Source organism: Caulobacter sp. DWP3-1-3b2 (assembly GCF_049896325.1).
Lineage (GTDB): Bacteria > Pseudomonadota > Alphaproteobacteria > Caulobacterales > Caulobacteraceae > Caulobacter.
Genome location: NZ_JAFCUB010000048.1, coordinates 1 through 25,349 on the forward strand (window position 1 = coordinate 1; position 25,349 = coordinate 25,349).

The window sequence follows — 25,349 nt, forward strand, 5'->3', positions numbered from 1 at the left end:
GTCGCCACCGTGACGGCGGCTGTCGGCGCGATCCTGGGTCAGGCGCCTACCGATGCGGGGGGTAAGTGGTGGTCGCGCAGCGCCTCGCCTCCGCCGCCCGTCGAAAGCGGAAAGCCGCCGAGCGATGAGGCGAAGCCATGACCCCCGCCGGCGTGGGTCGCCTGAAGCTGGACGAAGGTCTGCGCCTCGTCGCCTATCCGGACCCGCTGAGCCCTTTGGCCAAAGAATGCAGGCGGCGCGGTCTGAAGGCGGAGCAATACCGATCGGTTCCGAATTGGCAGGCCTTCAGCGGCAAGCCATGGACCAACGGTTACGGCCACGCCCATGACGTGCAGCCGGGCGAGGTGTGGACCCTGGCCAAGGCCGAGGCGGTTCTGACGGCCGATATCGAAACCCAATGGCGAGATCTGATCGAGGCCCTGCCGTGGGTCGCGCGCCTTGATCCCGTCCGCGCCGACGTGGTCCTGAACCTCGCCTTCAACCTCGGCGTTTCGGGCCTGCTCAAGTGGCCGGCGACCCTCGCTCATATCCAGGCCGGAGCCTAGGCCGCCGCCGCCAACGATCTGCTGCATGAGGGCAAGTGGAACGCTCAGGTCGGTGAGCGTGCCGCACGCCTGTCGGCCGCCATGCTCAAAGGGTCCTGGTCATGATCGCCACCCTCGTCGCCATCTGGCGCTTCCTGAAAACCCCGCTCGGCCACGCGCTGTTCTTCGCCTCGGGTCTGATGATCATCGGCGCTCTGGTCTATCAGGGCGGAGTGTCGTCAGGCGTCGATCGTGAAAAGGCCGCAGAGGTCAAGCGCGTGGCCGTGGCGACTCGAGAGGCGGCAAGGGCGGCCAAGGCCAGCGTCGCCATCAGTTCGCGTGCCCAGCAGGCCCTGAACGCGGCCCTGAACCACAACGTCGCTCTTACCTACCAACTGCAGCAGAAGGTACCGACCTATGTCTCTTCTCAAGCCGATCGCCGCTGTGTCATTAGCCGCGGCTATGTCGAGCTGCGCAATGCGGCCGGCGCTGGTGTCGATCCCGTTCCCACCGGCGCCGGTGGATCTGTCGACGCCGATTCCGGTCTGGTCCTCAGTGACCTTGCACGGAACGACGTATCGAACGCCTCCGCCTTCCACACCGCCGTTGCGGAGGTGACCGCCTGGCGCGACTGGTACGTCGCCCAGGCCGCACTTTGGACCAAGACCACCAGGGCGCCAGAACCCGCGACCTGAACGCTCGCCGAGAGGCTGGAGCGACATCATGAGCCCGCCGTGTCCTCCGGGATGCGGCGGGCTTTTGCGTTCTAGGCTGGATTCCATTGCCCCGCCGGATCGGCGTCGTGGCCAACAACACCGTGCGCAACTCTTACAAGGCAGGCTTGGCCGCCGCCGGCAGCACATCGAACGTCAAGTTCTCGCCTAACCAGCTTTAAGACTGCGGCGTCCGCTCCACGGCTAATGGCGGGACAGGTATCAATTCGTGTTCGATCGGCGTCTACGCATACGCGGCGGGCCACATTTGCGAGAACAACCGGTTCACAGGCAACACCGTCATAAACGAGGCGGGAGTAGTCACCTGGGGCTACTACGAATACGCCGTGAACACTGGGATCGTCAGAGGAAATCGGGTCGAAAGCAACGACTTCAGCGGGGTGACAAACCTCGAATCCCTAGCTACGGGCAGCGGGTCGCTGGTCTACGACCTTGATTGGATCGCATACACGCCCACGGTTACGGCGCAGACCGGAACGATCACAACCGTCTCGGTTGCGACGAACGCAGCCTTTAGACGCCAGGGGACGGCGATCCAGTGGCGCGCGTTCGTCAAGATCACGACGAACGGAACGGGTGCTGGAGCAATAAAGGTGTCGCTACCGGCCTCGGGGAAGTCGATCACCAATGGCGGCTCGGTTGCTGGCCGGGAAAACGCGATCACCGGCTTGTCGGTCGCAGGCTATTTCAGCGACTTCACCGCTCAAATATTCTTCTACGACAACACCTATCCAGGAGGCAACGGTCGGGAGTTCGCACTAAGCGGCCTGTACGAGCGCGTCGCGGCCTAGGGCTTCACATAGGCGGGCATCTTCGGTGTTGAGCGCCAGGATCGCCCGCCGAGTGGCTGCGGGGATCGTCGCTGGGCGGTTGGACCCTTCATTGTAGCGGCCTGCGGTGGGGCGCTCGGCGCCCAGCTTGGTCATAAGCCGCGCGAAATCCCGCTCCATGTTTTCGCTCCTGCCCACCAACTGAAACCCTGCCAGGCGACGCACGATGTGCGCGACAGGTTCGCCGTCCCACCGGGCCAACTGCCGAGACATCCGATTTCGAAAATCCGGATAGTTTGCATAGTCCAGAAGGGTGGGGTGGTGGGCCTTGATGTTGGCGGCCCCGGGGTTGGCGCTGGAGGTGCTGTAGAAGTAATCGCTGATGACCCGCTCGACCGGGTCGCGCAGGAACGTCATGAACCGATAATCAGCGCCGCAGTGCCGGACAAACTCTGTGTAGCTGTAGTGGCCCGTCAGGAAGTCATAGCGGCCCGCCCTAATATCGTCGGCAAACTCGGCGATCCGGAAGGCGTCGAAATTGAGCGCGTTCGGAAAGACGTGGGCCAGCTCCGAGACCAATGCCGTCCCCGCCGTCTTAGGTACATGGATGAAAACAAGCGGGCGAACGTCGGTCATGGTCTGAGCCTAGCATAAACTTCACGTTGTGGAATCCGGGTTGTGACCGGTATCATGAGCCCGCCGTGTCCTTCGGGATGCGGCGGGCTTTTTGCGTTCTAGGCCGGATTCCATTGCCCCGAAGGATCGGCTATCCTGATCGGGCTGCGTCGTTCCGGGTTAGCTCAGTAGGCTCGGCGCAGCACCGCATTCAGCCGGTATAGCTGGACGGGTTCAATATCGCTGATAGCCCCCAGCACTCAAGACCTCCACGGAGGCCGTCCGGGTTTCTAGGCCGGACGTGGTGGCGTAAGAGGGATGGCGGTAGCCAATGGGCGTTCGCGCCAGATCCGCGTCAGGTCGGGTTATTCGCGCCCGGCCCGCCCCCTCACTTCATCGGCAACCCGTTCTGCCCCAGCATCCCGTGGAAGTTTGGCCGCGTCTGCCATCGCCGAGCCCCGCAATCTGGACAGGCCTGCCGCGTGTACCTGGCCAACTCAATAGGAAGCGATCGACTACATGCAGGCGGTTGCGACGTTCATCATCGAAGCACTCTGGGCGCTCAGTCAGGGCCACCCAGACAGCATTATGCTGGAGGCCCTGAGCCCTGAAACCGCTCGGATCGGAGCCCTGCCGCAGCCGCCAAGCCAAATCGTCTTTCTCTACTCCACGTCCATTCCAGCGGTTGATATCGCTGACCAGGTCGCTACGCGTGAGCGGTTGCTCGGGATGCCCACCGTCCCCTAGCCCTTTCCATTCTCGCTACGAGCGAACAGGTCGTCGGGCGAGATGGATATTCCGTCCTGTTTTTCACCCCTGGCCACGACCTGAAGCGCGCCGTCGGGCAAGGGTCGCTGCAGCGCCCGGGCCTCCGCCCAAGGCGCCCGCATCCACACGTCCATTTCTTTCGCGTCGGTGAGGATGACCGGCATCGCCTTGTCATGAAACTCCGCCACCTCGGCGTTGGCCGTGGTGGTCAGAAATCCGAACGCCTCGATCTCCTCCCACCCCTTGCTTTTCATCCGCACGCACGCGTGAGGCGTCCAGACCCCGGCGAAAAACGCTAGCGGCCGCGTTTCGTCGAACGCGAACCAGATGGGCTTCAACGTGCCGCCGACCTGGTCGGGCTCGCTGAACGAGGTGAAGGGGACCAGGCATCGGCTTTCGACGCCGAGCCAGGGCTCAAAATGGCGGCTCTCGGTGCGCCGCACGTTGGTTGTGCCCTTGTCGGGCTCCAGACGGAGCAGCTCGGCGAAATCGATATCTCCGCCCTTTGCTCGCAGCTTGTCGGCGCGCTTGGTCGCGGCGTCGAGCAGCGCCTTTTTCGAGGACGGCATCCCCCAGCGGGCCGTGGCCAACTCGCGCTCGCCCTCGGCCGAGGTCCGCACGATCGGCGCCGCATGGTCGGGAAAGATGCCGGGCATCATCGGCAGGTTTCCGGTCTTGTCGAGCATGGCCCGGGTGATCCCAATGATCGCCGCCTGGCTCTTGGTCATGGCGTAGAGATTACACATCGATCAGGGGTCTTTCCAAAGCTGCAGTCACCACCATCCGCCCGGCGAGTGAACGGGACCTCCCATCGCGTCCACGAACAACTCGGCGTAATACGCCTCTTCGGCGCGCGCCTGGATACCGGCGCGCGCTTTGCCAGCACCGGAAACTTCCTCATCAGGCCGTCGATCTGGCTTGGGGTTATTCCTGGCGGTCATGTGGCCTTATCGGCCGATGGTCGGTGTAAGGTTGCGGGCGATCATGTCTGAATTGCTGCCGACCGTGTAGAAGCCGCGCTGCTTTGTGAAAAACTCGGCACCGGCGTCCAGGGCCGAGATGATCACGAAGATCATGTGATAATCAGGGCCTGACGGTCGAAGGCTCCGCAGTTGGTCGGTGCAAGCCTGGCGGGCTGGCCGCAGTGCCTCGAAGAATGCGACGGGGTCGCGTAAACCGGAACGGGCGTTTCGGGGTGACATGCTAATACTCCACAGTTCGACGGCGACGCGAACGGCGTTCGCCTTGCGGCCACGAACAGAGGCAGAACATTAGCCGAGACTATTCCGGGAAATCGAGTCCCGAACTACCCGATTTGACCCGATTTGTTCCGCTACCCCAATTTGAGGACCAAGCGTATAGATACCACATAGTATTGATATATATCGGCTTTTTGGCGGCCCGGAAGGGACTCGAACCCCTGACCTTCGCTTTAGGAAAGCGCTGCTCTATCCTGCTGAGCTACCGGGCCGCGTCGCGCGACGTCCGGGTCAATAGCGCAAGTTTCCGGGCGTGCGAACCCCGGGGTTGAAAAGCGCGGCAGAGGGACTGGCATGGGCGTGTTTCGGCCGTTGAAGACACTGTACGTGCAGGTTCTGATCGCCATCGCCCTGGGGGTGTTGGTCGGGGCGATCTGGCCCAAGGTCGGGATCGAGCTGAAGCCGCTGGGCGACGGCTTCATCAAGCTGATCAAGCTGGTGATCGCCCCGGTGATCTTCCTGACCGTGGCCGGCGGCATCGCCCGGATGGGCGACATCAAGGCGTTCGGGCGGGTGGGCGTAAAGGCCCTGCTCTATTTCGAGGTGGTCTCGACCCTGGCCCTGGCGATCGGCCTGATGGTCGGCCACCTGCTGCATCCCGGCGCGGGCTTCAACATCAACCCCGCTGACCTCGATCCGAAGATCGCCGCCGGCTATCTGGAAAAGGCCCATCACGGCGAGGGGCTGGTCGATTATCTGCTGCACCTGATCCCCGACACCTTCTTCGGAGCCTTCGCCGACGGCAACCTGCTGCAGGTGCTGGTGGTGGCGATCCTGACGGGCTTTGCCTGCACGCGCCTGGGTGAGTTCGGCGACCGGGCGGCCGGGGTCATGGAGGATCTGGCCAAGCTGTTCTTCGGCATCATCCACGTGGTGGTCAAGCTGGCGCCCCTGGGGGCGTTCGGGGCCATGGGCTTCACGATCGGCAAGTACGGGATCGGCAGCCTGGTGCAGTTGGGCGCGCTGGTGGCGACCTTCTACATCACGGCCATCCTGTTCGTGCTGGTTGTGCTGGGGACCATCGCCTGGCTGAGTGGTTTTTCGATCCTCAAGTTCCTGGCCTACATCCGCGAGGAGCTGCTGATCGTGCTGGGCACCAGTTCCTCGGAATCGGTGCTGCCCCAGATGATCGAGAAGCTGGAGCGGCTGGGGGCCCGAAAGTCGGTGGTCGGGCTGGTGATCCCCACCGGCTACAGTTTCAATCTCGACGGCACCAACATCTACATGACCCTGGCCACCCTGTTCCTGGCCCAGGCGACCAACACCCATCTGAGCGTCTACCAGATGGGCGCCCTGCTGGGCGTGGCCATGCTGACCTCCAAGGGGGCCAGCGGCGTGACCGGCGCGGGCTTCATCACCCTGGCCGCCACCCTGGCCGTCGTGCCCGATATCCCCATCGCCGCCCTGGCGGTGCTGGTCGGGGTCGACCGGTTCATGAGCGAGTGCCGGGCCCTGACCAATCTGGTCGGCAACGGCGTGGCCACCCTGGTGGTGGCGCGCTGGGAGGGCGCGCTCGACCGCGACCGGCTGGAGCTCGAGCTGGCCCGGGGACCCAATGCGCCCATCGACGAGCTCCCCGAGGAACTACCGGCGACCTGAGCTTCCTCGGTAAGCCTTGCTTGACGACAGAGCCCAAAGCGGGCGTGCCGACAGCGCGCCCGGGTCCGTCCGCAAGGTGACATGGAAACGCCCCCGGACCAGGGTCCGAGGGCGTTTCCTGGAGTTCAGCAGATCAGACTCAGGCCGCTGCGGCGGCCACCGGGGCCTTGACCAGCGACTTGGTCAGGATGCCGATGGCGGCTTCACGGTCGATGCGCTCGATCGCGGCCACTTCGCGGGCCATGCGGTCCAGGGCCGATTCGTACAGCTGGCGCTCCGAATAGGACTGTTCCGGCTGGTTCTCGGCGCGGTGCAGGTCACGCACCACTTCGGCGATCGAGATCAGGTCGCCCGAATTGATCTTGGCTTCGTATTCCTGGGCGCGACGCGACCACATGGTGCGCTTGACGCGGGCGCGGCCCTTCAGGGTGGTCAGGGCCTGGCTGACGGTGTTGCCTTCGGCCAGCGGGCGCAAACCGGCGGTCTTGGCCTTCTTGGTCGGCACGCGCAGGGTCATTTTTTCGTGGTCGAAGGTGATGATATAGACCTCGAGCGACATCCCGGCCACTTCCTGGGTCTCGACACCCCGGATGGTGCCCACGCCATGCGCGGGATAAACGACGTGATCGCCGACCGAGAATTCCAGACCGCTCTTGCTCATTCGTTCGTCCTCAATAAGTTCGGGCCAGGCCCAAAACGCCGTTCCACTCGGGCTTACAGGGTTTCCAAATCAAGTGTCCAAACGCCGATAGGGACCCGACCGCGAAAGGGGTGCGGGGCCAAGACCGGTTGGGATTTGGAATAGTTCTTAAGTCACCCTTCGCCTTCGATCGGGCGCGCCGGTTTCCCGGCTGACATCGTTCACAAGACGGGCAGGCGCGAGTCATCGCGACCTTTACGTCGAAACCTACAATATCATAAAATTCAGCTTGATGAAAGGCTTGCAGCCTGTTTAGCCGCCCGCGCTGGTTCGGCGGGGAGTGAGCCGAGCCGCGAGGGGAAAATGGTTAAGCTCTAGGCGCCAGGGACGCCTGCGCGCTTAGGAGCCCTTGCCGGGTTTTTCGCTGAAGTACTTTTCAAACTTGCCAGTCTCGCGCTCGAAGTCCTCGCGGTCGGCCGGCGGCGTGCCCTTGACGGTGATGTTCGGCCAGATCTTGGCGTAGTCAGAATTGATCCGCAGCCACTTGCCGTCGGGGTCGTCCTCGGTGTCGGGCTTGATAGCGTCGATCGGACATTCGGGCTCGCAGACGCCGCAGTCGATGCATTCGTCCGGGTTGATGGCCAGGAAATTCTCGCCCTCATAGAAGCAATCGACCGGGCACACCTCGACGCAGTCCATGAACTTACATTTGATGCAGGCGTCGGTAACGATGTAGGTCATCGAGGGCTCGGAGTTTCTCGGGCGGCTTGGGCGGCTTGGGCGGCTTGGGCGGCTTGGGCGGCTTGGGCGCGGAGGCCGCGTTTTCGAAGTCGCGGGGGCGCTTGTCAATGCGGCTTGGCTGCTGGCGAGGCGAGGAAATCTCATACCCGAGCCTTTCGAGCGCGATGGATCGCCGCATATCGCTGTTACGTTACCCTTTATTATCGAAGCTCGGTCACAACCAAGCAGAGGAAAATAAACAATAAGTCGGGAACCCGACACATGACGAGCACAGCGGTTCGCCATCCGGTTTCGGCCGGACGCGGCGACCAAAGCCCCGGCTTCCAGATGGAGGCCTTCGAGACCTTCGTCCGCCACGCGCCCTTCGCCGCGGCGCTGCTCGATGACGCCTTTCGCCTGACCGCCGTCAGCGCCGGCTGGACAGACCACGCCCTGACGCCGCAGGACATGGGCATCGGTGACGACTTCCGCCGCGCCCTGCTCAGCCCCGAGGATGTCGAGAGCCTGGAGCGCTGCGTGGCGTTCGGCGAGCCGTTCTCGCGCTATCGCTCCATCGCGGTGAACGGCGGCGAACCGCGCATCTGGCGTACCGAATTCGCCGCCACCCGGCTGGAGGGCGGTCGCACCCAGGCTGTAGTGATCACAGCGCGCGACGTCAGCGGCTTCGCCGAAACTGCCCTCAAGGCCGAACGCGATCAGCAACGCCTGAAGATGGCGCTGGAGCTGGACGACCTGATGGTCCGCGAATACGACCTGAAGACCGGCGAGGTCTATTGCTCCAACACCTCTCCCGAGCTGGAGAGGTGGTGCACCTTCAAGATCGACCCCCTGGAGATCGTTCACCCCGATGACCTCGAGCGGGTCGCCGAGTTGGTGCGCAACCGCAAGGACGGCGAGGCGCAGGTCTTCGAGTTCCGCCTCAATCGCGACGACGGGGTCGAGACCTGGGTCCGGTCGGTGGGGAAGAAGTTCCTCGGCGCCGACGGCAAGCCCGAGCGACTGGTCAATCTGTTCAAGGACATCACCGACCGCCGCCGCGCGACCGAGGCGGTCGAGACCCTGGCCTTCAAGGACCCGCTGACCGGCCTGCCGAATAGAGCGTATTTCCAGCGTAAGTTCCAGGAGGCCGTCGACGCCTCGGAGCTGGTGGGCGAGTTGTTCGGCCTGATCATGATCGACGTCGATCACTTCAAGGACATCAACGACACCCTCGGCCACGACGCCGGCGACGCCCTGCTCAAGCGATTGTCAGAAATGCTGCACGCGGCCTTCCGGGCCGGCGACACCGTGGCCCGGTTGGGCGGCGACGAGTTCGCGGTGATCCTGCGCGGCCTGCATTCCGAGGCCGACATGATGCGGCCGGTGGCGGCCCTGCAGGAACTGCTGCGTCGGCCCATCGAGCACGCGGGCCGCAGCTTCTCGGTCAGCGCCAGCATCGGGGCGGCCCTGCACGGCGACCTCGACGCCGACCCCAGCCACATGATCAAGAACGCCGACATCGCGCTCTACCGGGCCAAGGACGAGGGCCGCAACCGCAGCGTGGTCTTCACCCCGGCCATGCGCTCGTCGCTCGAACAGCGGATCGAGCTGTTGCGCGACGTGCGCGCGGCGATCACCGCCAAGGAGTTCGTGCTCTATTACCAACCGGTGATCGACCTCGCCTCCAACAGCGTGGCCGGCTTCGAGGCCTTGATGCGTTGGGACCATCCCGAGCAAGGCATTCTCACGCCCGACCGCTTCATGGCCGCCTTCGAGGACCAGGACCTGTCGCTGAAGCTGGGCGACCTGGCGTTTGAAAGCGCGCTGAAGCAGATGCGCGACTGGATGGACCAAGGCGTCGAATTTGGCCGGGTGGCAGTCAATATCTCGGCCGCCCAGTTCCGCTCCGGCCGGCTGGCCGAGGAGGTGCAGGAGCGCCTGGCCCGCTGGAACGTGCCCTGCAGTCGCCTGACCATCGAGGTGACCGAGAACGTCTATATGGGCTGGGGCGCGGAGATGGTCGCCGACACCGTTCGCGCCCTGCACAAGGCCGGCGTGATGATCGCGCTCGACGATTTCGGCACCGGCTACGCCAGTCTGGCCAACCTGCGCCACTTCCCGATCGATCGGCTGAAGATCGACAAGTCCTTCGTCCAGAACATCGAGGACGCCGCGATCGTCAAGGCGGTGATCACCCTGGGCTCCAGCATGGGCATGAAGGTGGTCGCCGAGGGCGTCGAGGATCAGGCCCAACTGGACGCCTTGGCCGGCTACGGCTGCGACCAGATCCAGGGCTACCACTTCTCGCGCCCGATGCCGGCGGAGATGGCGCCGGGCTATCTGGAGCGGTTTGGGACGTAAATCCTTCCCCCGTGGGGGCCCGTGGGGGAGGTGTCGGCGGAGCCGACGGAGGGGGGTGACTAGAGCATTTCCCGACCTGACTGCGTCAGGCCATGAGCTCTAATTTTCTGTTTTGACGCATTTTTCTTCACGCGAACCGGAGCCACTTCGCTCGAAAAATGCTCTAGCCGCCAGCCCATCCCACGACCGACCCTAAAACTCCCCCCACCGGGTGAGGATCTCTATCCTTCCACCACTTCATACAGCGCCCGCGCCTCGGTCGTCGGTCCGCGTCGTTCGCCGAAGCCGATGACGCGGATGTTGATCAGCCGGCCACCGATCGCGAACACCAGCACGTCGCCGACCCGCAAGCCCCGCGAGGGCTTGTCTATGCGGCTCTCCGCGCCGGCCCGCGTCAGGCGGATGCGGCCTTCCTCGACGAAGCGGCCGGCCATCGAGCGGGTCTTGAAGAACCGGGCGTGCCACAGCCAGAGGTCGGCGCGGCAGCAGCCGGCGTCTTCCTCGATCACGAGGCGACGGCTTTCGGGGCGGGCGTGCGACGGCGCGGCTTCTTGCGGCGCGGCGGCGGCTCCGTGAGCTTGGCCAGGGCGGCGAAGGGCGAGTCCGGACGAGCCGCAACCGTGGGCTCGGGTCGCCGCACGGCGCCGCGCCGTTTCCACAGGATCGGATCGCCGTCCTTGGGGCGCAGGGCGGGCGTGTAGTCCAGGAACCGCAGCACGGCGGCGGCCTCGGCGGGCGCCCAGCCCAGGGTATCGCGGGCCGTGTCGGTCAACACCACGCCGCCGGGCTTCTGGCCCTCGCGCAGCAGGGCGTCGAGGCGCTCCAGCATCTCGACGGGGACCACGAACTTGCCCACCAGCCTCAGACCGTTGGCGGCCAGGGCGCGGGCGTCCGGCGTCGGGGACGGCGCCAGGGCCAGCCGCTCGCTCTGCCCTTGCCACACGCCCGGCGTCAGGGCGCGCGCGCAGGCAGCGGCCTCGGGACGCAGCACCGAGGGCAGGAACAGGCTGAACGCCCCGATCCGCGCGCCCAACGCCTTCAAGGTCCGGCGCTCGGCCTGGCTCAAGGCTTTCAGGTCGGTCTCGACGGCTTGCTTGTCGAGCACGCCGCCCGCCTCCAGCAGCCGATGGGCCAGACCGCGCGGCAGGCCACGAAGCGCGCCGCCCGACAGGGCCCGTTGCAGCTTGCGCAGGCCCGGCAACTTGCGGTCGATCTCGACGGCCAGGAAAGCGTCCAGTCGCCGCTCGGCGCGTTCGCGGGCCGAGGCCTCGCCCAGCTCGCCCAGCAGTCTCGCGCGGGGGGACAACAGCGGGCCTCCACCGCGCACCGCCCCGGCCGCCTCGCCGTTCCACAACACCGCGCCGTCGGGCGTCAGGGTGAAGGCCTCGTCCGGCTCGCTGGCCAGCTTGCCCAGGCGCCGGGCGATCTCCGGCGTCACGGCGCGCTGAGCCGTGTTGCGCAGCGCCTTTTCCTCGAGCGCGCTGCCGCCCTTTTCCTGGACGAACGTCACGCCGGTCAGTCGCCCGACCACATGGCCCTCGACGGTCACCGCCCCATCGGCGCCGACCCCGGCCAGCATGGTCTCGCGATCGCCCAGCGAGCGCATCAGGACGCTGGTGCGCCGGTCGATGAACCGGGCCATCAGCTTCTCGTGCAAGGTGTCGGACAGCCGGTCCTCCAGCTGCCGCGTCACGCCCTGCCAGTGCTGCGGATTGTGCAGCCAGTCGCCACGGTTGGCGATGTAGCTCAGGGTGCGGACCCCCGAGAGGCGGGCGGCCAGGCTGTCGATCTCGCCGTCGTTTCGGTCCAAGGCCTTAAACTGGCCGGCGATCCAGTCTTCCGGCAGACGCTTGCGGCCGGTGGTCAGGTCGTCGAACAGGGTGCGGACCATGCGCTGGTGATCGTCGTCGGTGGTCTTGCGGAAATCCGGCGTCTGGCACACGTCCCACAGCCGCAGCAAAGCCGAGCGGTCGGCCTTGCAGCGGGCGACCACGTCCTCCTGCTGGGCCAGCTTGCGCAGCGTGCGCTCGTCCAGGGCCTCGGCCGACAGCGACAGGCCGTTGCGGTGCGGCGGCTCGGCCAGCGACCGCAACAGGCTGGGCAGGTTGCCGAAGTCCAGCCGAGCATTTCGCCATTCGGCCCTCATCACCGGCTGGAACTGGTGATTGACGACGCTCTCGACCAGGTCCTCGTCCATCTCCTCGCAGTCGCCGGTCACCCCGAACGTGCCGTCGCGGGTATGGCGCCCTGCCCGGCCGGCGATCTGAGCCACCTCTTGAGGGTGCAGCCAGCGGGTGCGCGTGCCGTCGAACTTGCGCAGGCCGGCGAAGGCCACATGGTCTACGTCCATGTTCAGCCCCATGCCGATGGCGTCGGTGGCCACCAGAAAATCGACCTCGCCCGACTGGTAGAGCGCGACCTGGGCGTTGCGAGTGCGAGGGCTCAAGGAGCCCATCACCACCGCCGCCCCGCCGCGCTGGCGGCGGATCAGCTCGGCGATGGCGTAGACGGCGTCGGTGGAGAAGGCCACCACCGCCGAGCGGCGCGGCAGGCGGGTCAGCTTCTTGGAGCCGGCATAGGTCAGGTTCGAAAACCGTTCGCGGCTGACGATCTCGGCGTCGGGCAGCAGCCGGCGGATCAGCGGGGCCATGGTCCCGGCCCCCAGCAGCATGGTCTCGTACTTGCCCCGGGCGTGCAGCAGCCGGTGGGTGAAGATATGGCCGCGCTCGGGATCGGCGCACAGCTGGATTTCGTCGATGGCCAGGAACTCGACCTCGCGGGTCAGGGGCATGGCCTCGACGGTGCAGACGAAATAGGCGGCGCGCGGCGGGACGATCTTTTCCTCGCCGGTGATCAGGGCCACCGAGGCCTTGCCGCGCAGCTTGACGATCCGGTCGTAGATCTCGCGGGCCAGCAGCCGCAGCGGCAGGCCGATCATCCCCGAGGCGTGGCCGAGCATCCGCTCCACGGCCAGGTGGGTCTTGCCGGTGTTGGTCGGGCCCAGCACGGCCGTCAGCTTGGAAGGGGCCAATCCGGCGGAACGGTCGCTCATGGGTTCAAGGTGGGATGGGAATCGGGGGGAAGCAAGCGGGGGTGTGGGCGACTGGACGTCGCGGCGGCGATCGGTCATCGATGGGGCATGTCCGTCATCGTCGCCGCCGCCTCACCGATCGAACTGGCCGCCCTCTTGCGGCTCGATCTGCTCACGGCGCGCGACATGGTCCAGGTCTGCCTGAACTGGCTGGAACAGGGCCTGGATGACCAAGCTCCGGAGATCGCCGTCCTGGCGGGAGAGATCGATCCTCGACTGGCCGAGGTGGGCCCAAGCTTCGAACGCATCTTGGCCGCTCTCACAGGCGCGGCGCTGTCGCGCGATGAAGCCCTGCCAATCGCCCTGCGCCTGCACCTGGCCGCCGCCTTGGTCCAGCCCGACGAACGATATGACGAGGCGATGAGTCTGGTCATCGCTCGTTTTGCGGGCGCCAGCGGCCGCCGGCTGGTGAATCATCCCGCGCGTCTCGCCGATGCCCCCGACGGGACCTACGCCGAACAGGAACTGGGCCTAGAGTATGTCTACGGCGCCTATTGGCAGCTCGACGATCTGCTTGAGGGAGAGATGGTTGTCGCCGACCCGGCCACTGTTGAAGTTGATCTGAGACGCCACCTCCGCGAAGAGGTCCAGACCCTGCACCATCACCTTCTTGCTTTGGGTCCTGAGCGGGGGAAGGTAGCGGCTCTCGTCCAGCGCCTCGCCGACCTGCCGCGCCCAGGGAGTATCGAGGTCCGGGACGAGGAGCCGATGCCGGAACGACCGGGCCTCGAGAGGCAAGGCTAGCGTATATGACTCAAAACGGTTGTCATCTGGGACCGACGCCTGAATTCAGAGCCTCCGGCGGTCGCGAATCTGCGCTTTGCTTGTCCGGGATGACAAATCTTTAGTTCCCAGGGCTTCGCCGACCTCCCCCACAACGGGAGGATTTCACTTCTCGAACACCACCTTGCCGTCCACCACGGTCAGCACCGTCTGCGCCTTCAGGATCTGCGCCGGCTCGACGGTCATCAGGTCCTTGGAAAACACCGTCACGTCAGCCTTCTTGCCGGCCTCCAGTGTGCCGCGGTCCTTTTCGGCGAAGGCGGCGTAGGCCGGGGCCCAGGTCAGCATGCGCAGGGCCTGGTCGCGGCTGACCGCCTCGTCCAGATGCCAGTCGGCGTTGGCGAAGCCGTCCAGGCTGTGGCGATAGACGGCGGCGTAGAACTCGATGCGCGGGTCGCCGACCTCGACCGGGGCGTCCGAGCCGGCGGCGACGATCGTGCCGCTGTCCAGGAAGTCCTTCCAGCGATAGCCCTCGTGCAAGCGGTCCTTGCCGAGGCGGGCCGGCGCGAAATAGAGGTCGCCGATCGCGTGGCTGGGCTGCATCGAGGCGATGACGCCCATCTTCGCGAAGCGCGGCACGTCCTCGTCGGCGACGATCTGGGCGTGCTCGATCCGCCAGCGGGCCGTTGTGTCGCCGGACAGCGCCTCGCCGAACCAGTCCAGGGCCATGCGGTTGCCGCGATCGCCGATGGCGTGCATGGCGACCTGGGCCTTCACCGCCTTGGCGGCCTTCATCAGCGCCAGACCCTTGTCGTAGGGGGTCAGTTGCAGGCCCAGCCCCTCGGCGTCGCTATAGGGCGCCAACAGGGCCGCGCCACGCGAGCCCAGGGCGCCGTCCATGTACAGCTTGATCCCCCGCACCCGGATCAGGCCGGTGGGGTCGCTTGTCGGACCCTTGGCCAGCACCTCGGCGGCGCCGCTGGGGTCCATGTAGTTGTCGACCCGCAGGCTGAACTTCCGCTCGGCGGCCAGGGACCGCAGGATCGTCAGGTCGGGTCCCGCGACGCTCATGTTTCCCAGGCCCGTCCAGCCGCGCGAGGCGTAGAGGGCGCCGGCCTTTTCCAGGGCCAGGCGCTTGAGGGCGTCGGACGGCGGCGGGATCACCCCCTCGACCAGGCTCTGGGCGTGGTCGATCAGCATGCCGCTGGGCGCGCCGTCGTCGCCCTTGAGGATCTGGCCGCCCGTCGGCGCGGCGGTGTCCCTCGTCACGCCGGCCTTGGCCAGGGCGGCGCTGCTGGCGACCACGGCGTGGCCGTCGGCCCGCTCCAGCACCACGACGCGGCCGGGCGCGGCGCGGTCGAGATCAACGCGGCTGGGGAAACGCTTCTCGGGCCAGTGGGTCTCGATCCAACCCCGGCCGAAGATCGGGCCGTCGGGATGGGCGGCGGCATAGGCTTTCACTGCGGAGACCAGGCTCTCGACCGAGTCGGTCCGGTCGAGATTAAGGGTCAGCTCACGCAGGCCGACGCCGGTCAGGTGGGCGTGGGCGTCCACGAAGCCGGGAAAGGCGGCGGCCCCCTTCAGGTCGATGTCGCGCGCGCCCTTGGCGGCCTTGGCCTTGGCGGCGGCCAGGTCGCCGACGAACAGGATGCGGTCGCCGCGGATCAACACCGCCTCGGCGCTGGGCGTCGCCGCGACGCCGGTGTGGATCGGACCGCCATGGATCAGCATGTCGCCGGCGAGCGCCTGGCCGAGACTGGAGGTCGCCAACAGGGCGGCGAGGGTGAGGATGCGGCGCACGGCGATCTCCGGAATAGCAAGAAGCGGAAATCGTAGGGCGCCGCTCGATCCGCGCAACAGCGATGCTATGTTTGACGCATGGAACAGGGCTTCACCCTCTTCGAAACGCCGATCGGGCTGTGCGGCCTGACCTGGAACGATCGGGGCCTTATCGGCGCGCAACTTCCGGAGGCCGCGCCCGGCGTAAACTGGACCCGTCTGCGCCGCCGCTATCCGGACGCCGTCGAGGCCTCGCCCCCGCCGCCAGCCGTGCAGCGGACGATCGAGCGGGCGCGCGTCAGCAGCGCTCCGACACTGTTCGACATGGCCTTCTCGGTGGCGCCGTGGCGTCGTTAGGACGGGTTAACGCCGCTTCACCATTCGCCGAACATGAGCGAAACGAATCATGACCGAATCAGCGACTTGGCCGGATTCAGTGTTTGTTCCCTACTACCCATTGTAGCTTAAGCTGCATTAACCACAAACAGTCCTATGGAATGAACCTGTCCGCGCGGAGCCGCTCGAACAGCGCGAAGAAGGCCTCGTCGGTCTGTTGGTAGGCGGTGAAGCCCAGGCGGCGGCTCTTGGACATATCGGCGATGACCTCGATGGGGCGACCTAGGTCGGCGTCGGTGTGCCAGGGCGAAGCCAGGCGATCCAGGTCGGGCTCGGCCAGGCCGTCGCGCAGGGCGACGTCCCGCCATAGTGGGGCGTCAGCCGCCATCTGAACCTCCAGCGGCATCACTTCCCCGTCGAACGGCGCGGGCTCAAGGCCGAACCAGTCGGCGATCCGTCCCCACATCCAGCTCCATCGAAAGACGTCACCATTGACCACATTGAAGGCCTGGTTGGCGGCGGCCGGCGTCGTCGAGGCCCACAGCAGGTGACGCGCCAGTTGCCCCGCATCGGTCATGTCGGTGAGGCCGTGCCATTGAGCGGCCGAACCCGGGAAGCGAAAGGGCCGGCCGGTCTCGCGGCACAGGCTGGCATAAACCGCCAAGGTCTGGCCCATGTTCATGGCGTTGCCGACCGCGTGGCCGATCACGGTGTGGGGCCGATGGACGCTCCAGGCGAAACCGTCGCGCGCGGCTGCTGCGAACACCTCGTCCTCCTGGGCATAGTAGAAATTGGCCACGTCCAGCCGGCCCTGCTCCTCGCGGAAGGGGGTCTGGGGCAGCACGCCCTGCCCATAGGCCTCGAACGGGCCAAGATAGTGTTTGAGGCCGGTGACCAGGGCCACGTGCCGCACCGAACCACCGGGACGTAAGGCGTCGAGCAGGTTGCGGACCATGGCGGCGTTGACACGGATGTTCTCCGCCTCGCTGTCCTGGCGTGACCATGTGGTGATGAAGACGTGGCTGGGTCTGGCGTCCTTCAAGGCCTCGGCCAGGGCCGCCGGGTCATGCAGGTCGGCGGCCATTGCCGTGACGCCGGGCGCGGCCTTGGGGTTACGCGACAGCGCCGACACCGGCCATCCGGCCCCCGTCAGGACCTCGACCGTGGCCTGGCCGACAATCCCTGTCGCGCCCACTACCAAAGCGCTGTGGCTCATGATCTTCTCCCGGTGTGACTGCGACGCCAACACTCAACGCGCTCGAGGCCTTCTAGCCTCGCGGCGACACCAAAACGCCTAGCCGGCCGTGCAGGTGGCGCTGAGCCGCTTGGCGTTGAGGGTGGCGGTCATCGGGATGCCGTTGACGGTCTTGCCGTTGACGTTCAGGCGGAAGCTCTCGGGGGTGTAGGAGCCTTTGGCGGTGACCGGGGCCACACGGCCCTTCTTGTCGGTCCAGGCGCCCTTCAGTTCGATCCGGCCATCCTGGACCACCCGCGTGTCGTAATTGCAGGTGTAGCGCTTCAGGCAGATGCCGCGATTGAAGTTCTCGACATCGGACGGCTTGAGGCAGTGCTGATCGGAACCGACGGGAATCGGGCCAATGCGCGTGTTGTATTCCCACTGTCCGGTGAGGATCGTGGTCTTGGCTCCCGCATGGGAGGCGTTCTGCGGCGCGGCCAAGGCGACCACGCCCCCTAAGGTCAGAGCGGCGACGGCAAGGCCGGAAATCTTCACGAACGGGGCCAGCAAGCGCATGCGGTCGGTCTCCATCAACGCCGTCTCTATATAGGGGCGCAGATGAACCACGTTTGAAGGCGATCTTTGGGCGGTGTTCGCAGCTTGGATCGGTTCGGGCGGCTTGACTCGGGAAGGCCCCTTCGCCTATATCGCCCGCTCTCGCGCGGTGGTCCGTCCACGGCGCGCCCGAATTCATGTTGCGGAGCCTCTTGGCTTCGCCCAAGCCCAAGGTATCCGCCATGTCGCGCCGTTGCGAACTCACCGGGATCGGTCCGATGGTCGGCCACAATGTGAGCCACTCGAACATCAAGACCAAGCGCCGCTTCCTGCCGGCCCTGTCGCCCGCCTCCCTGCAGTCCGACTCGCTGGGCCAGACCTTCAAGCTGCGGATCAGCAACGCCGCCCTGCGCACCCTGGACTTCCGCGGTGGCCTGGACGTGTTCCTGCTGGGCGCGAAGGACGAGCAGCTGTCGCCGCGCGCCCTGAAGATCAAGACCCAGGTCAAGGCCAAGGCCAAGGCCGCCGCCCTGACCGCCGTCGCCGCTTAGGACATTCTCGGCCTCGCGGCTGAAGAAAAGGCCCGCGTGGTTCGCCTCGCGGGCCTTTTCGCGTCTGGAGCCTGGTGTCCCGCTCAACTGTCGTAGCCGGCGGTTGTAGGGTCTAGTTTGACTCATGTTCGCGCTCGCCCTCGCAGGGCCTTGCAAGCCTCCCCCGCCGCGCTCCGCGCCCTCCCCGCCTCGCCGCCTCGCCGCCTCGCCGCCGGCCACCAACGGGTCAACTCGTCAGGTTTCCGCAACAAAACTCGAGCTGGAAATCCTATCGGCTTGAGATCCTTCCGGAAGGACCTGGGCGGATCGTGTGCGAGGTCCAAGTCGTGATGGGCTTCAATGGGGAAATCGCTCGGGTCGAGCTCCAAAACCGCCGACCACACCCGTTCTGATCTATCGCCTCCCAGCGCCCACGAAAAAGCCCTCCCCGTTTCCGGGGAGGGCTTTCTGCATTCGACGATCAGGCGGAGAGGGCCGGTACGCCGCCCCCTCTACAGGCCGTAGCGAATGGGCCTTAGCGCGAATAGACGGCCGGGTTGGCGGCGTTGTAGGCGACCAGTTCCGGGTTGTTCATCTTGCCGACCGCGTCATTTACCGAGGCGCGCACGCACGACGGGTACAGGTAGGTGGCCAGCGACTCGCCGCGCACGGACTGCCAGCAGACGGTCGAGGCGGCCTTGACGATCTCGGCGCGCAGCTCGGCCGGGACTTTGCCAGCGGTCTTGATGCGGATTTCGGCGGCGCCGGCGGGCGCAGCGGCGAACAGGGCGATGGCCGAAGCGGCCAGGACGAAGGAGCGGATCATGGGACGAATTTCCTGGTCAGCGGTTGAATTTCAACCCCATCCCGATCCGTTTCCCCCAGCGACTGGTCCAGGATCTCGCCCGCTCTGTCGCTCTTCAAAATTTATAGCTTTCCGGTGGTTACTTATCAATGGTTATGTTGCAGTGCAGGATAAATTCCCGTTGACATGAAATGTGCTGGCAGGAGTCGCTCCCGCGCCGCCGAAACGTCGCGAGAGCGCGCCGGAAGAGAGACCTTAGAGCATTTCCCGACCTGACTGCGTCAGGCCGTGAGCTCTAATCTTTTGTTTTGACGCACTTTTCTTCACGCGAACCGGAACCACTTCGCTCGAAAAATGCTCTAGTAGCTCGCCTTGACCAACAAGGTGCGGCGCTGGGCCTTGGAATAGGCGGTCAGGGCGGGGCTGCCGACCCGCTTGATGGCGTCATAGGTGACGTCCTGCACGCAGAAGATCATCAGGTCGCCGGCGTGGGCCCCCAGTTCTTCGCGGCAGACCGAATTGGCGGCGGCCACGATGTCGGTATGGATGGCGGCGTCGGTTCGACCGCGGACCTTGACATGTTGCTCGGCGGCGAAGGCCGAGGTGGTGGTCATCAGAACCATGGCCGAGGCGGCCAGGACAAACATCGATTTCATGATTTCAAATCCGAAGGGGGTTGGGGTTCAACCACCTCCCGACGCGTTCCTCTGAGGCCGTTGGGATCTCGCCCGCTCAAACCTCGGAGGTAGCGGTAACATGACAACGTTGTCAGTCAAGTAAAATATCGAGTTTCAAAGGAAACCAGGATTGGATTGGGGACAGCCACATGTGGCTGTCCCCGTCCAGAACTGCAGCGCCTAGAGCAAGTTGCGCGATGTAGGAATCGCACGGCTTGCTCTAGGCTTTTGTTTTCGCATCGCTTTTGCGGAAAACCGGTAGCCACTTTTCCGCGCGATGCTCTAGCGCCGCCGCTTCTTCACCACCGCCGGCGCCGGCGGGGCCGGCGGTGGCGGGGTCCAGTCGAAGGCCAGCAGCAGGGTGCGCTCCAGCGAGAAGTCGTTGTCGTCCGACAGCAGATAGACCCGCGTCGCCCCGGCCGGCGTCTTGGCCAGGGCCACCCCCTCGAAGTTGTCGCGCGTCGTCGCCCTGTCCAGGGTCAGGTTGGCGGCGACCACCTGCTTGGCAGACGGGGCGCGCGGATCGACCACGAAACGCACCTGGCCCCGCCAGCCGCGCACCGGGTCGAAACTGCGGTAGAGGGCGGCGATCGCCTGGCCGTCGAAGGATGCGAAACCGGTCAGGCCCCAGGTGAAGTCTGGCGGCGATTGCGGGGCCAGGCCCACACAGGGCGCCGAGACCTTGCACAGCCACACCTCGCCCTCCTCGCCGCCCACCAGATAGGCGTCGGGGCCGGCGATCGGATAGGCGGTCAGGGCCTCCATGCCCTCGTTGTCAGGGAAGGTCGTGGCCGGCTTGTTGACCGCGCGCGGCAGGCCAAGGCCCCCGTTCGGCAGGGCCGGATAGAGCCAGACGCGGTGATTGCGCTCGAAGCTGACCAGCCGGTCGCCATTGGTCAGCACCGCCAGCCCCTCGGCGTCGGCCCAGTCCTTGCTCGGCAGGGGCTGACCGTCGAGGCCCTTGAGCCCCGACAGCTTGCCGTCGGTAAGGCCGACCAAGCGTCCCGCCTCGTCCAGCTTCAGCCGCGCCTCGAACAGGTCGCCGTCGTCGCTGATCGCCAGCAGTGCGCCATTGGCGCCGATCTTCAGGTCCGACAGGCCGTGCAGGCGCGTGGTGTCGGGGCTGGTGATGTCGATCCCGCCGGCATAGACGAAGCGGCCAATCGAGACCGGCGGTGGCTTGGCCGAGCTGAGCGGCACGGGCGTGGTGACCAGGCTGATCCCCGCCCCCGCCTTGACCGGCGCGACCGGCAGGATGGCGGGCTGCGGTGGGGCCTTGGCGCACTGACCGGCCAGCACGGCGACGAAGCCCAGCACCAAAAGCGCCCGAAGCCCGATCACACCGGAACCTTGCGGGCCGGCTTGGGCGCGGACGGCTGGACGGTGGGCGGGGCGGCCAGCAGGCCCCGGGCCCGCTTCACGGCCTTGGGCTCCTCGTCGAACAGGTCGGCCAGCTGATCGACCAGCGCTCCGCCCAGTTGCTCCACATCGACGATGGTCACGGCGCGGCGATAGTAGCGGGTGACGTCATGGCCGATGCCGACGGCGATCAGCTCGATCGGGCTCTTGGTCTCGATCTCGGCGATCACCTGGCGCAGGTGGCGCTCCAGATAGTGGCCGGAATTGACGCTGAGGGTGCTGTCGTCCACCGGCGCGCCATCCGAGATCACCATCAGGATGCGGCGCGCCTCCGAGCGGCCGATCAGCCGCTGGTGGGCCCACATCAGGGCTTCGCCGTCGATGTTTTCCTTCAGCAGGCCCTCGCGCATCATCAGGCCGAGATTCTTGCGGGCCCGGCGCCAAGGGGCGTCGGCGCTCTTGTAGATGATGTGGCGAAGGTCGTTCAGGCGGCCGGGCGCCGGCGGCTTGCCCGCCTTGATCCACTCGTCGCGCGCCGTGCCGCCCTTCCAGGCGCGGGTGGTGAAGCCCAGCACCTCGACCTTGACCGCGCAGCGCTCCAAGGTGCGGGCCAAGATATCGGCGCAGACCGCCGCCACCATGATCGGCCGGCCGCGCATCGAGCCGCTGTTGTCGATCAGCAGGGTGACGACGGTGTCGCGAAACTCGACATCCGTCTCCTGCTTGAACGACAGCGGGGCGGTGGGATCGATGATCACCCGGGTCAGGCGGGAGACGTCGAGCATCCCCTCCTCCAGGTCGAAGGTCCAGGAGCGGTTCTGCTGGGCCAGCAGCCGGCGCTGCAGCTTGTTGGCCAGACGAGAGACCACGCTGGAAAAGGCCGCCAGCTGCTGGTCCAGATAGGCCCTAAGGCGTGTCAGCTCGTCGGCGTCGCACAGCTCCTCGGCCGGCACGACCTCGTCATATTGCGTAGTGAACACCTTGTAGGGCGGCTCGAAAGCCCCGCCTTGACCCGTGTCAGGCCGCGACGGCTTGGCGCCGTCGCCCATCTCGGGCGCTTCCTCGGTGTCCTCGGCCTCGCCGTCCTGTTCGGACTGGACCATCTCCTCGTCGCCGGCCTCGCTCTCGCGGTCGGAGCTCTCGGTCTCCTCGGGCGCGGCGCCGTCGGACTGCTCGCCCTCGCCTTCGCCCTGGTCGTTCTCGGAGGTCTCGGTGTTCTGGTCCTCGTCGCCGGCGTCCTCGTCCGGGCTCTCGCTGACGTCGGACATCTCCTCGCCGAGATCGAGATCGCGGAGGATCTCGCGGGTGACGCGGGCGAAGGCGGCCTGGTCGTCGATGGCGGCGGCCAGGCGGTCCAGGTCCTTGCCGGCCCGGTTCTCGATATCGGCGCGCAGGATGTCGACCAGGGCCTTGGCGCCATCGGGCGGGGCGTCGCCGGTCAGGCGCTCGCGGACCAGCAGCGACAGGATCTCGGCCATGGGCGCCGACTGGCGGTCGGTGGCGACGGCGCGGGTCAGGCCCTGCTTTTCGAGGCGAGCCTCCAGCGCGGCGGTCAGGTTGAGGCGGACCCCGCCCAGGGCGTTGCTGCCGATCGCTTCCAGCCGCGCCTGCTCGATGGCCTCGAAGGCCGCTTGGCCGTCAGGCGAGCTGGGGCGGGCGCGGGCGTGGGCGACGGCGTCATGGTGGGCCAGGCGCAAGGCCATCTGGTCGGCCAGGCCGCGGATGCGGCTGGCCTCCTTGGGGTTCAGGTCGCGCGGCGGATGAGGCAGCACCGCCCGGTTGCCGACCAGGCTGGGACCCTCGCCGGAGAACACCACCTCGAGGTCGGGCGTCTGGGAGAGCGAGCGCGCGGCGTGGGCCAGGGCGCGCTTGAACGGTTCGGTCGGGCTTTCGGGCTTGGAGGCCATGGGGATGGGTTACCGAGCGAACGCGGCGAACACAAGACGGCCAAAAGGGAACATGAGCGCCAAAGCCGCGTTTGCGTGATCCAAGCTCGCGATGGGCGGGCCAGCGCTTGAGGAAACGACCATGTTGAAGTGGGCCATCATCCTGGCGGTCATCGCCCTGATCGCCGGCGCCCTGGGCTTCACCGGCATCGCCGGCGCGGCCGCCGGCATCGCCAAGATCCTGTTCTTCCTGTTCCTGATCGGCTTCATCATCTTCGCCGTACTGGGCGTGACGGTGTTCAAGACCGTCTCGAAATAGCCAGGCTACGATTGGGGACAGGCGCATGCGCCTGTCCCCAATCGCGCCCAGCGGTCGCTACTTCACCGCAGAATAGACCTTGGCCTGCGCCCCGACCACCTCGACCAGATTGCCCATGGTCAGGTTGACGTCCACCAGGTGCAGGCCCCAGTCCTTCAACGGCTGGCCCAACACCAGCAGGTCGCCGGGAATGTTGTCGGCCCGAGGGTCGGCCTTGTCCGGATGCACAGTCACCGCCAGATAGTCGAAGCCCCCCTGGCTGACGCACTGCGCCGAGACCAGGCCCGGCAGTTCCACATAGGGCGTCTTCGCATCAAGGCCCTTGGCCCAGGCGGTGGCCGGGCGCATGGCCGTGCCCATGATCGTGCGGTCGCTGAAATAGCTCTTCAGATCGGCCGAGCCTCCCGCCAGGGCTGCGGGATTGACGCAGGCGGCCTTCATGCCGGGTTCGGCGACCTTGCCAAAGAACTTGCTGCCGGCCGGCGGCGGGCTGTCGGCGCGGAACGACACATAGGAGATCAGGCAGCCGATCTGGCCGGCCTTGCGGCACAGCGGCAGCGAGCCATAGCTGTCCTTGGCCGGATCCACGGGCGTGTTCATGCCCAGGATCAGGGCCGAAACGAGTCGCTTCTGCACTGGCTTGCCGTCAATTTCCTTGGCGATCAGCGACAGCAGGATGCGCGAACCCTGGGAATGGCCGATCAGCACCACGCCCCGACCGTGGTTGTCGCGGGCGAGGTAGTCGTTCCAGGCGTCGCGGACGTCGTTATAGGCCAGGGCGCTGTCGCCGGTCGAAGCCTGGCCCATCATCACGCGGCGCAAGGCGGCGATGGTCACCTGGCGGTAGTTGGGGGCGTAGAGTTTGCAGACCTGGCCAAAGCGCGCGAACTGCTGGTCGGCCACGGCCTTTTCCGGCAGGTCCGGCGTCATGTCGCTGTTGCCGCCCGGGTCGCTGGACACCGTCGGATAGACGTAGAAACAGTCGATCGGCGCGTTGGGATCAGCGTTGAAGGTCTCGACGCTGGTCTTGCCATCGGCCTGGATGACCGTGGCCGTTTGATCGGCGGCGCAGGCGTCCTGGCGGCCGGGCCGGCACAGCCAGGCGTCCTCCTTCGTGTAGTCGTTCGGCGTCGCCGGCGCAGCGGGCGCCGGCTGGGCGCAGGCCGCCGTGCCCAGGCCCAGGCCCAGGCCCGCGATCAGGCCCAAGGCCGTCCAAAGCTTGCGTGACATCTCAACCCCCTCCAACGCTTGTTTGGAGCGGAGGATGGCTTGGGATGCGGTGAAAGGGAAGAGGCGGCGACGCGTTAAGCCGGCAGCCACCGCCGTGGGAACTTGTCCCCAAGCGCCCGCGCCTCGCCGGGCTTCAACCCCAGCTCGCGCATCTTGAAGGCCACGATCTCGCGCAAGGCCTCGACCGGTTCGCGGCCACCGGAGGGGCTGGAGGCCACGGGGCCGGCCTGCATGGCCAGGTCCACGGCGGCCCACTCGGCCTGGGCGCGGTCGGCCTTGCCCACCGCAAAATAGTGCCGGACCGGCAGGCGCTCGCCGACGATCTCGACCATCACGGCGACAACCCAGCCTTCGACGAGCAGATCGGAGTCGGGGCGCTGGCGGAACATGAGCGCCGATGTAGCAGGTTTCCTCGCCCCGTCACGGCGGCGCGTTAAGTATCAGCCCAGAACCTGGAACGCCGCCTGGCTGACCAGGCCCAGCAGCACCCAGACGCCGACGCCGAGCGCCACGAAGGCCATGCGCGGCCGGCGGCGGTCGCGGAAGCCCTGTATTTCGTGTCGCGCCATGGCCAGCTCTCCACGAACGCATTGTGCGTTCACGGAATTAGCAACGGGCTTCGCCGCGATTTGGCTGCATGTGTTAACGACGTCGTGATCATTTGTTAACAGATGGCTCCGACGCAGCCCGCCCTTTTTATTTCCACCGTCATTCCCGCCCTTGTGGCGGGAATGACGGTGTTAAATGTTATCACGCCCAGCCCCTTCCCGACCCGCCCGCAACGGCGAGGCCGCGCCTTGAAACCTTGATGGCGAGCTTGCTCTGGCGTGGGGGGGGGGGGGGGGGGGGGGCCGGGCCCGCCCGCGGCGGCGGGGGGGCCCGGGGGCGCGGG

26 protein-coding genes and 1 tRNA gene are annotated in these 25,349 nt (G+C 66.4%); 9 read left to right on the plus strand and 18 right to left on the minus strand.

Going from position 1 to position 25,349, the window contains the following annotated elements; genetic code table 11:
* Positions 1 to 137: 137 nt before the first annotated feature.
* The 3 genes from ACP7AG_RS19945 to ACP7AG_RS19955 all read left to right on the plus strand — a co-directional run bounded on the left by ACP7AG_RS19945 (position 138) and on the right by ACP7AG_RS19955 (position 2,049).
* Positions 138 to 545, plus strand: coding sequence for a glycoside hydrolase family protein (locus ACP7AG_RS19945; RefSeq protein WP_426033056.1), 408 nt, complete (start codon positions 138 to 140; stop codon positions 543 to 545).
* Between the two features lie 101 nt (positions 546 to 646).
* The gene (locus ACP7AG_RS19950; RefSeq protein WP_426033058.1) at positions 647 to 1,219 is read left to right on the plus strand and encodes a hypothetical protein; all 573 of its coding nucleotides are present in this window, start codon (positions 647 to 649) and stop codon (positions 1,217 to 1,219) included.
* A 365-nt stretch (positions 1,220 to 1,584) separates the two neighbouring features.
* Positions 1,585 to 2,049: a hypothetical protein gene (locus ACP7AG_RS19955; RefSeq protein ID WP_426033060.1), complete on the plus strand. Its 465-nt coding sequence runs from the start codon at positions 1,585 to 1,587 to the stop codon at positions 2,047 to 2,049.
* Here the strand turns inward: ACP7AG_RS19955 and ACP7AG_RS19960 are convergent.
* From ACP7AG_RS19960 to ACP7AG_RS19975, 4 genes are all read right to left on the minus strand, one after another.
* The gene (locus tag ACP7AG_RS19960) at positions 2,017 to 2,664 is read right to left on the minus strand and encodes a sulfotransferase family 2 domain-containing protein (protein ID WP_426033062.1); all 648 of its coding nucleotides are present in this window, start codon (positions 2,662 to 2,664) and stop codon (positions 2,017 to 2,019) included. The genes ACP7AG_RS19955 and ACP7AG_RS19960 overlap by 33 nt on opposite strands.
* Before the next feature lie 722 nt (positions 2,665 to 3,386).
* Positions 3,387 to 4,157 carry an SOS response-associated peptidase gene (locus ACP7AG_RS19965; RefSeq protein ID WP_426033064.1) on the minus strand — a complete coding sequence of 257 codons (771 nt, stop codon included), beginning with the start codon at positions 4,155 to 4,157 and terminating at the stop codon, positions 3,387 to 3,389.
* A 201-nt stretch (positions 4,158 to 4,358) separates the two neighbouring features.
* Positions 4,359 to 4,487 carry a hypothetical protein gene (locus tag ACP7AG_RS19970; protein WP_426033066.1) on the minus strand — a complete coding sequence of 43 codons (129 nt, stop codon included), beginning with the start codon at positions 4,485 to 4,487 and terminating at the stop codon, positions 4,359 to 4,361.
* Between the two features lie 318 nt (positions 4,488 to 4,805).
* Positions 4,806 to 4,882 (minus strand) — tRNA-Arg (locus ACP7AG_RS19975).
* Positions 4,883 to 4,982: 100 nt separating this feature from the next.
* Between ACP7AG_RS19975 and ACP7AG_RS19980 the strand changes: the two genes are divergently transcribed.
* On the plus strand, positions 4,983 to 6,269 hold the full coding sequence (locus ACP7AG_RS19980) for a dicarboxylate/amino acid:cation symporter (RefSeq protein WP_426033088.1): 1,287 nt from the start codon (positions 4,983 to 4,985) through the stop codon (positions 6,267 to 6,269).
* 139 nt (positions 6,270 to 6,408) lie between these two features.
* Here the strand turns inward: ACP7AG_RS19980 and ACP7AG_RS19985 are convergent, their stop codons facing one another.
* Complete coding sequence (locus ACP7AG_RS19985) at positions 6,409 to 6,930, minus strand: CarD family transcriptional regulator (RefSeq protein ID WP_426009586.1); 522 nt, start codon at positions 6,928 to 6,930, stop codon at positions 6,409 to 6,411.
* Between the two features lie 378 nt (positions 6,931 to 7,308).
* Entirely contained in the window at positions 7,309 to 7,650 is a 342-nt protein-coding gene (gene fdxA, locus ACP7AG_RS19990; protein ID WP_426009589.1) for a ferredoxin FdxA, read from the minus strand.
* Positions 7,651 to 7,911: 261 nt separating this feature from the next.
* Between fdxA and ACP7AG_RS19995 the strand changes: the two genes are divergently transcribed.
* Positions 7,912 to 9,990 carry a putative bifunctional diguanylate cyclase/phosphodiesterase gene (locus ACP7AG_RS19995; protein ID WP_426033068.1) on the plus strand — a complete coding sequence of 693 codons (2,079 nt, stop codon included), beginning with the start codon at positions 7,912 to 7,914 and terminating at the stop codon, positions 9,988 to 9,990.
* A gap of 221 nt (positions 9,991 to 10,211) precedes the next feature.
* Here the strand turns inward: ACP7AG_RS19995 and ACP7AG_RS20000 are convergent, their stop codons facing one another.
* Together ACP7AG_RS20000 and ACP7AG_RS20005 are read right to left on the minus strand one after the other, a co-directional pair.
* Entirely contained in the window at positions 10,212 to 10,499 is a 288-nt protein-coding gene (locus ACP7AG_RS20000) for an RNA-binding S4 domain-containing protein (RefSeq protein WP_426009594.1), read from the minus strand.
* Positions 10,496 to 13,042, minus strand: a complete 2,547-nt coding sequence (locus tag ACP7AG_RS20005) for a helicase-related protein (RefSeq protein WP_426033070.1) — start codon at positions 13,040 to 13,042, stop codon at positions 10,496 to 10,498. Before ACP7AG_RS20005 ends, ACP7AG_RS20000 begins: the two co-directional genes overlap by 4 nt.
* Before the next feature lie 87 nt (positions 13,043 to 13,129).
* Here ACP7AG_RS20005 and ACP7AG_RS20010 point away from each other — a divergent pair, with 87 nt between their 5' ends.
* Positions 13,130 to 13,825 carry a hypothetical protein gene (locus ACP7AG_RS20010; RefSeq protein WP_426033072.1) on the plus strand — a complete coding sequence of 232 codons (696 nt, stop codon included), beginning with the start codon at positions 13,130 to 13,132 and terminating at the stop codon, positions 13,823 to 13,825.
* Positions 13,826 to 13,969: 144 nt separating this feature from the next.
* Here ACP7AG_RS20010 and ACP7AG_RS20015 read toward each other — a convergent pair whose 3' ends face one another.
* Positions 13,970 to 15,604, minus strand: coding sequence for an amidohydrolase (locus ACP7AG_RS20015; RefSeq protein WP_426033074.1), 1,635 nt, complete (start codon positions 15,602 to 15,604; stop codon positions 13,970 to 13,972).
* A 78-nt stretch (positions 15,605 to 15,682) separates the two neighbouring features.
* On the opposite strand from ACP7AG_RS20015, the gene ACP7AG_RS20020 reads away from it, so the two are divergent.
* On the plus strand, positions 15,683 to 15,940 hold the full coding sequence (locus tag ACP7AG_RS20020) for a hypothetical protein (protein WP_426009605.1): 258 nt from the start codon (positions 15,683 to 15,685) through the stop codon (positions 15,938 to 15,940).
* Positions 15,941 to 16,073: 133 nt separating this feature from the next.
* Here the strand turns inward: ACP7AG_RS20020 and ACP7AG_RS20025 are convergent, their stop codons facing one another.
* A complete protein-coding gene (locus ACP7AG_RS20025) occupies positions 16,074 to 17,135 on the minus strand; it encodes an SDR family oxidoreductase (protein ID WP_426009607.1) in 1,062 nt (353 codons plus the stop codon).
* A 78-nt stretch (positions 17,136 to 17,213) separates the two neighbouring features.
* Positions 17,214 to 17,687, minus strand: a complete 474-nt coding sequence (locus ACP7AG_RS20030) for a DUF3617 domain-containing protein (RefSeq protein ID WP_426033076.1) — start codon at positions 17,685 to 17,687, stop codon at positions 17,214 to 17,216.
* Between the two features lie 206 nt (positions 17,688 to 17,893).
* On the opposite strand from ACP7AG_RS20030, the gene rpmB reads away from it, so the two are divergent.
* Positions 17,894 to 18,202, plus strand: a complete 309-nt coding sequence (gene rpmB, locus ACP7AG_RS20035) for a 50S ribosomal protein L28 (RefSeq protein WP_426009612.1) — start codon at positions 17,894 to 17,896, stop codon at positions 18,200 to 18,202.
* Positions 18,203 to 18,716: 514 nt separating this feature from the next.
* Here rpmB and ACP7AG_RS20040 read toward each other — a convergent pair.
* The 4 genes from ACP7AG_RS20040 to cobT form a co-directional block, all read right to left on the minus strand.
* Positions 18,717 to 19,007 (minus strand): hypothetical protein, encoded by a 291-nt coding sequence (locus tag ACP7AG_RS20040; RefSeq protein ID WP_426009614.1) that lies wholly within the window; start codon positions 19,005 to 19,007, stop codon positions 18,717 to 18,719.
* Between the two features lie 338 nt (positions 19,008 to 19,345).
* Positions 19,346 to 19,642 (minus strand): hypothetical protein, encoded by a 297-nt coding sequence (locus tag ACP7AG_RS20045; RefSeq protein ID WP_426033078.1) that lies wholly within the window; start codon positions 19,640 to 19,642, stop codon positions 19,346 to 19,348.
* A 303-nt stretch (positions 19,643 to 19,945) separates the two neighbouring features.
* The gene (locus ACP7AG_RS20050) at positions 19,946 to 21,004 is read right to left on the minus strand and encodes an esterase-like activity of phytase family protein (RefSeq protein ID WP_426033080.1); all 1,059 of its coding nucleotides are present in this window, start codon (positions 21,002 to 21,004) and stop codon (positions 19,946 to 19,948) included.
* Positions 21,001 to 22,929, minus strand: a complete 1,929-nt coding sequence (cobT, locus tag ACP7AG_RS20055) for a cobaltochelatase subunit CobT (protein WP_426033082.1) — start codon at positions 22,927 to 22,929, stop codon at positions 21,001 to 21,003. Before cobT ends, ACP7AG_RS20050 begins: the two co-directional genes overlap by 4 nt.
* Positions 22,930 to 23,050: 121 nt before the next feature.
* Here cobT and ACP7AG_RS20060 point away from each other — a divergent pair, with 121 nt between their 5' ends.
* The gene (locus ACP7AG_RS20060) at positions 23,051 to 23,227 is read left to right on the plus strand and encodes a DUF1328 domain-containing protein (protein WP_426009623.1); all 177 of its coding nucleotides are present in this window, start codon (positions 23,051 to 23,053) and stop codon (positions 23,225 to 23,227) included.
* A 57-nt stretch (positions 23,228 to 23,284) separates the two neighbouring features.
* Here ACP7AG_RS20060 and ACP7AG_RS20065 read toward each other — a convergent pair whose 3' ends face one another.
* The 3 genes from ACP7AG_RS20065 to ACP7AG_RS20075 all read right to left on the minus strand — a co-directional run bounded on the left by ACP7AG_RS20065 (position 23,285) and on the right by ACP7AG_RS20075 (position 25,026).
* Positions 23,285 to 24,457, minus strand: a complete 1,173-nt coding sequence (locus ACP7AG_RS20065) for a DUF3089 domain-containing protein (RefSeq protein ID WP_426033084.1) — start codon at positions 24,455 to 24,457, stop codon at positions 23,285 to 23,287.
* Positions 24,458 to 24,531: 74 nt separating this feature from the next.
* The gene (locus tag ACP7AG_RS20070; protein ID WP_426033086.1) at positions 24,532 to 24,846 is read right to left on the minus strand and encodes a hypothetical protein; all 315 of its coding nucleotides are present in this window, start codon (positions 24,844 to 24,846) and stop codon (positions 24,532 to 24,534) included.
* A 51-nt stretch (positions 24,847 to 24,897) separates the two neighbouring features.
* Positions 24,898 to 25,026 (minus strand): hypothetical protein, encoded by a 129-nt coding sequence (locus ACP7AG_RS20075; protein ID WP_426009630.1) that lies wholly within the window; start codon positions 25,024 to 25,026, stop codon positions 24,898 to 24,900.
* Between the last annotated feature and the right edge of the window lie 323 nt (positions 25,027 to 25,349).

Coding starts and splice junctions, on each gene's coding strand:
- ACP7AG_RS19945 (WP_426033056.1), top strand. CDS start 138: ATGACCCCCGCCGGCGTGGGTCGCCTGAAGCTGGACGAAGGTCTGCGC.
- ACP7AG_RS19950 (WP_426033058.1), top strand. CDS start 647: ATGATCGCCACCCTCGTCGCCATCTGGCGCTTCCTGAAAACCCCGCTC.
- ACP7AG_RS19960 (WP_426033062.1), bottom strand. CDS start 2,664: ATGACCGACGTTCGCCCGCTTGTTTTCATCCATGTACCTAAGACGGCG.
- ACP7AG_RS19965 (WP_426033064.1), bottom strand. CDS start 4,157: ATGTGTAATCTCTACGCCATGACCAAGAGCCAGGCGGCGATCATTGGG.
- ACP7AG_RS19970 (WP_426033066.1), bottom strand. CDS start 4,487: ATGATCTTCGTGATCATCTCGGCCCTGGACGCCGGTGCCGAGTTTTTC.
- ACP7AG_RS19985 (WP_426009586.1), bottom strand. CDS start 6,930: ATGAGCAAGAGCGGTCTGGAATTCTCGGTCGGCGATCACGTCGTTTAT.
- fdxA (WP_426009589.1), bottom strand. CDS start 7,650: ATGACCTACATCGTTACCGACGCCTGCATCAAATGTAAGTTCATGGAC.
- ACP7AG_RS19995 (WP_426033068.1), top strand. CDS start 7,912: ATGACGAGCACAGCGGTTCGCCATCCGGTTTCGGCCGGACGCGGCGAC.
- ACP7AG_RS20005 (WP_426033070.1), bottom strand. CDS start 13,042: ATGAGCGACCGTTCCGCCGGATTGGCCCCTTCCAAGCTGACGGCCGTG.
- ACP7AG_RS20010 (WP_426033072.1), top strand. CDS start 13,130: ATGTCCGTCATCGTCGCCGCCGCCTCACCGATCGAACTGGCCGCCCTC.
- ACP7AG_RS20020 (WP_426009605.1), top strand. CDS start 15,683: ATGGAACAGGGCTTCACCCTCTTCGAAACGCCGATCGGGCTGTGCGGC.
- ACP7AG_RS20025 (WP_426009607.1), bottom strand. CDS start 17,135: ATGAGCCACAGCGCTTTGGTAGTGGGCGCGACAGGGATTGTCGGCCAG.
- ACP7AG_RS20030 (WP_426033076.1), bottom strand. CDS start 17,687: ATGGAGACCGACCGCATGCGCTTGCTGGCCCCGTTCGTGAAGATTTCC.
- rpmB (WP_426009612.1), top strand. CDS start 17,894: ATGTCGCGCCGTTGCGAACTCACCGGGATCGGTCCGATGGTCGGCCAC.
- ACP7AG_RS20040 (WP_426009614.1), bottom strand. CDS start 19,007: ATGATCCGCTCCTTCGTCCTGGCCGCTTCGGCCATCGCCCTGTTCGCC.
- ACP7AG_RS20045 (WP_426033078.1), bottom strand. CDS start 19,642: ATGAAATCGATGTTTGTCCTGGCCGCCTCGGCCATGGTTCTGATGACC.
- cobT (WP_426033082.1), bottom strand. CDS start 22,929: ATGGCCTCCAAGCCCGAAAGCCCGACCGAACCGTTCAAGCGCGCCCTG.
- ACP7AG_RS20060 (WP_426009623.1), top strand. CDS start 23,051: ATGTTGAAGTGGGCCATCATCCTGGCGGTCATCGCCCTGATCGCCGGC.
- ACP7AG_RS20065 (WP_426033084.1), bottom strand. CDS start 24,457: ATGTCACGCAAGCTTTGGACGGCCTTGGGCCTGATCGCGGGCCTGGGC.
- ACP7AG_RS20070 (WP_426033086.1), bottom strand. CDS start 24,846: ATGTTCCGCCAGCGCCCCGACTCCGATCTGCTCGTCGAAGGCTGGGTT.
- ACP7AG_RS20075 (WP_426009630.1), bottom strand. CDS start 25,026: ATGGCGCGACACGAAATACAGGGCTTCCGCGACCGCCGCCGGCCGCGC.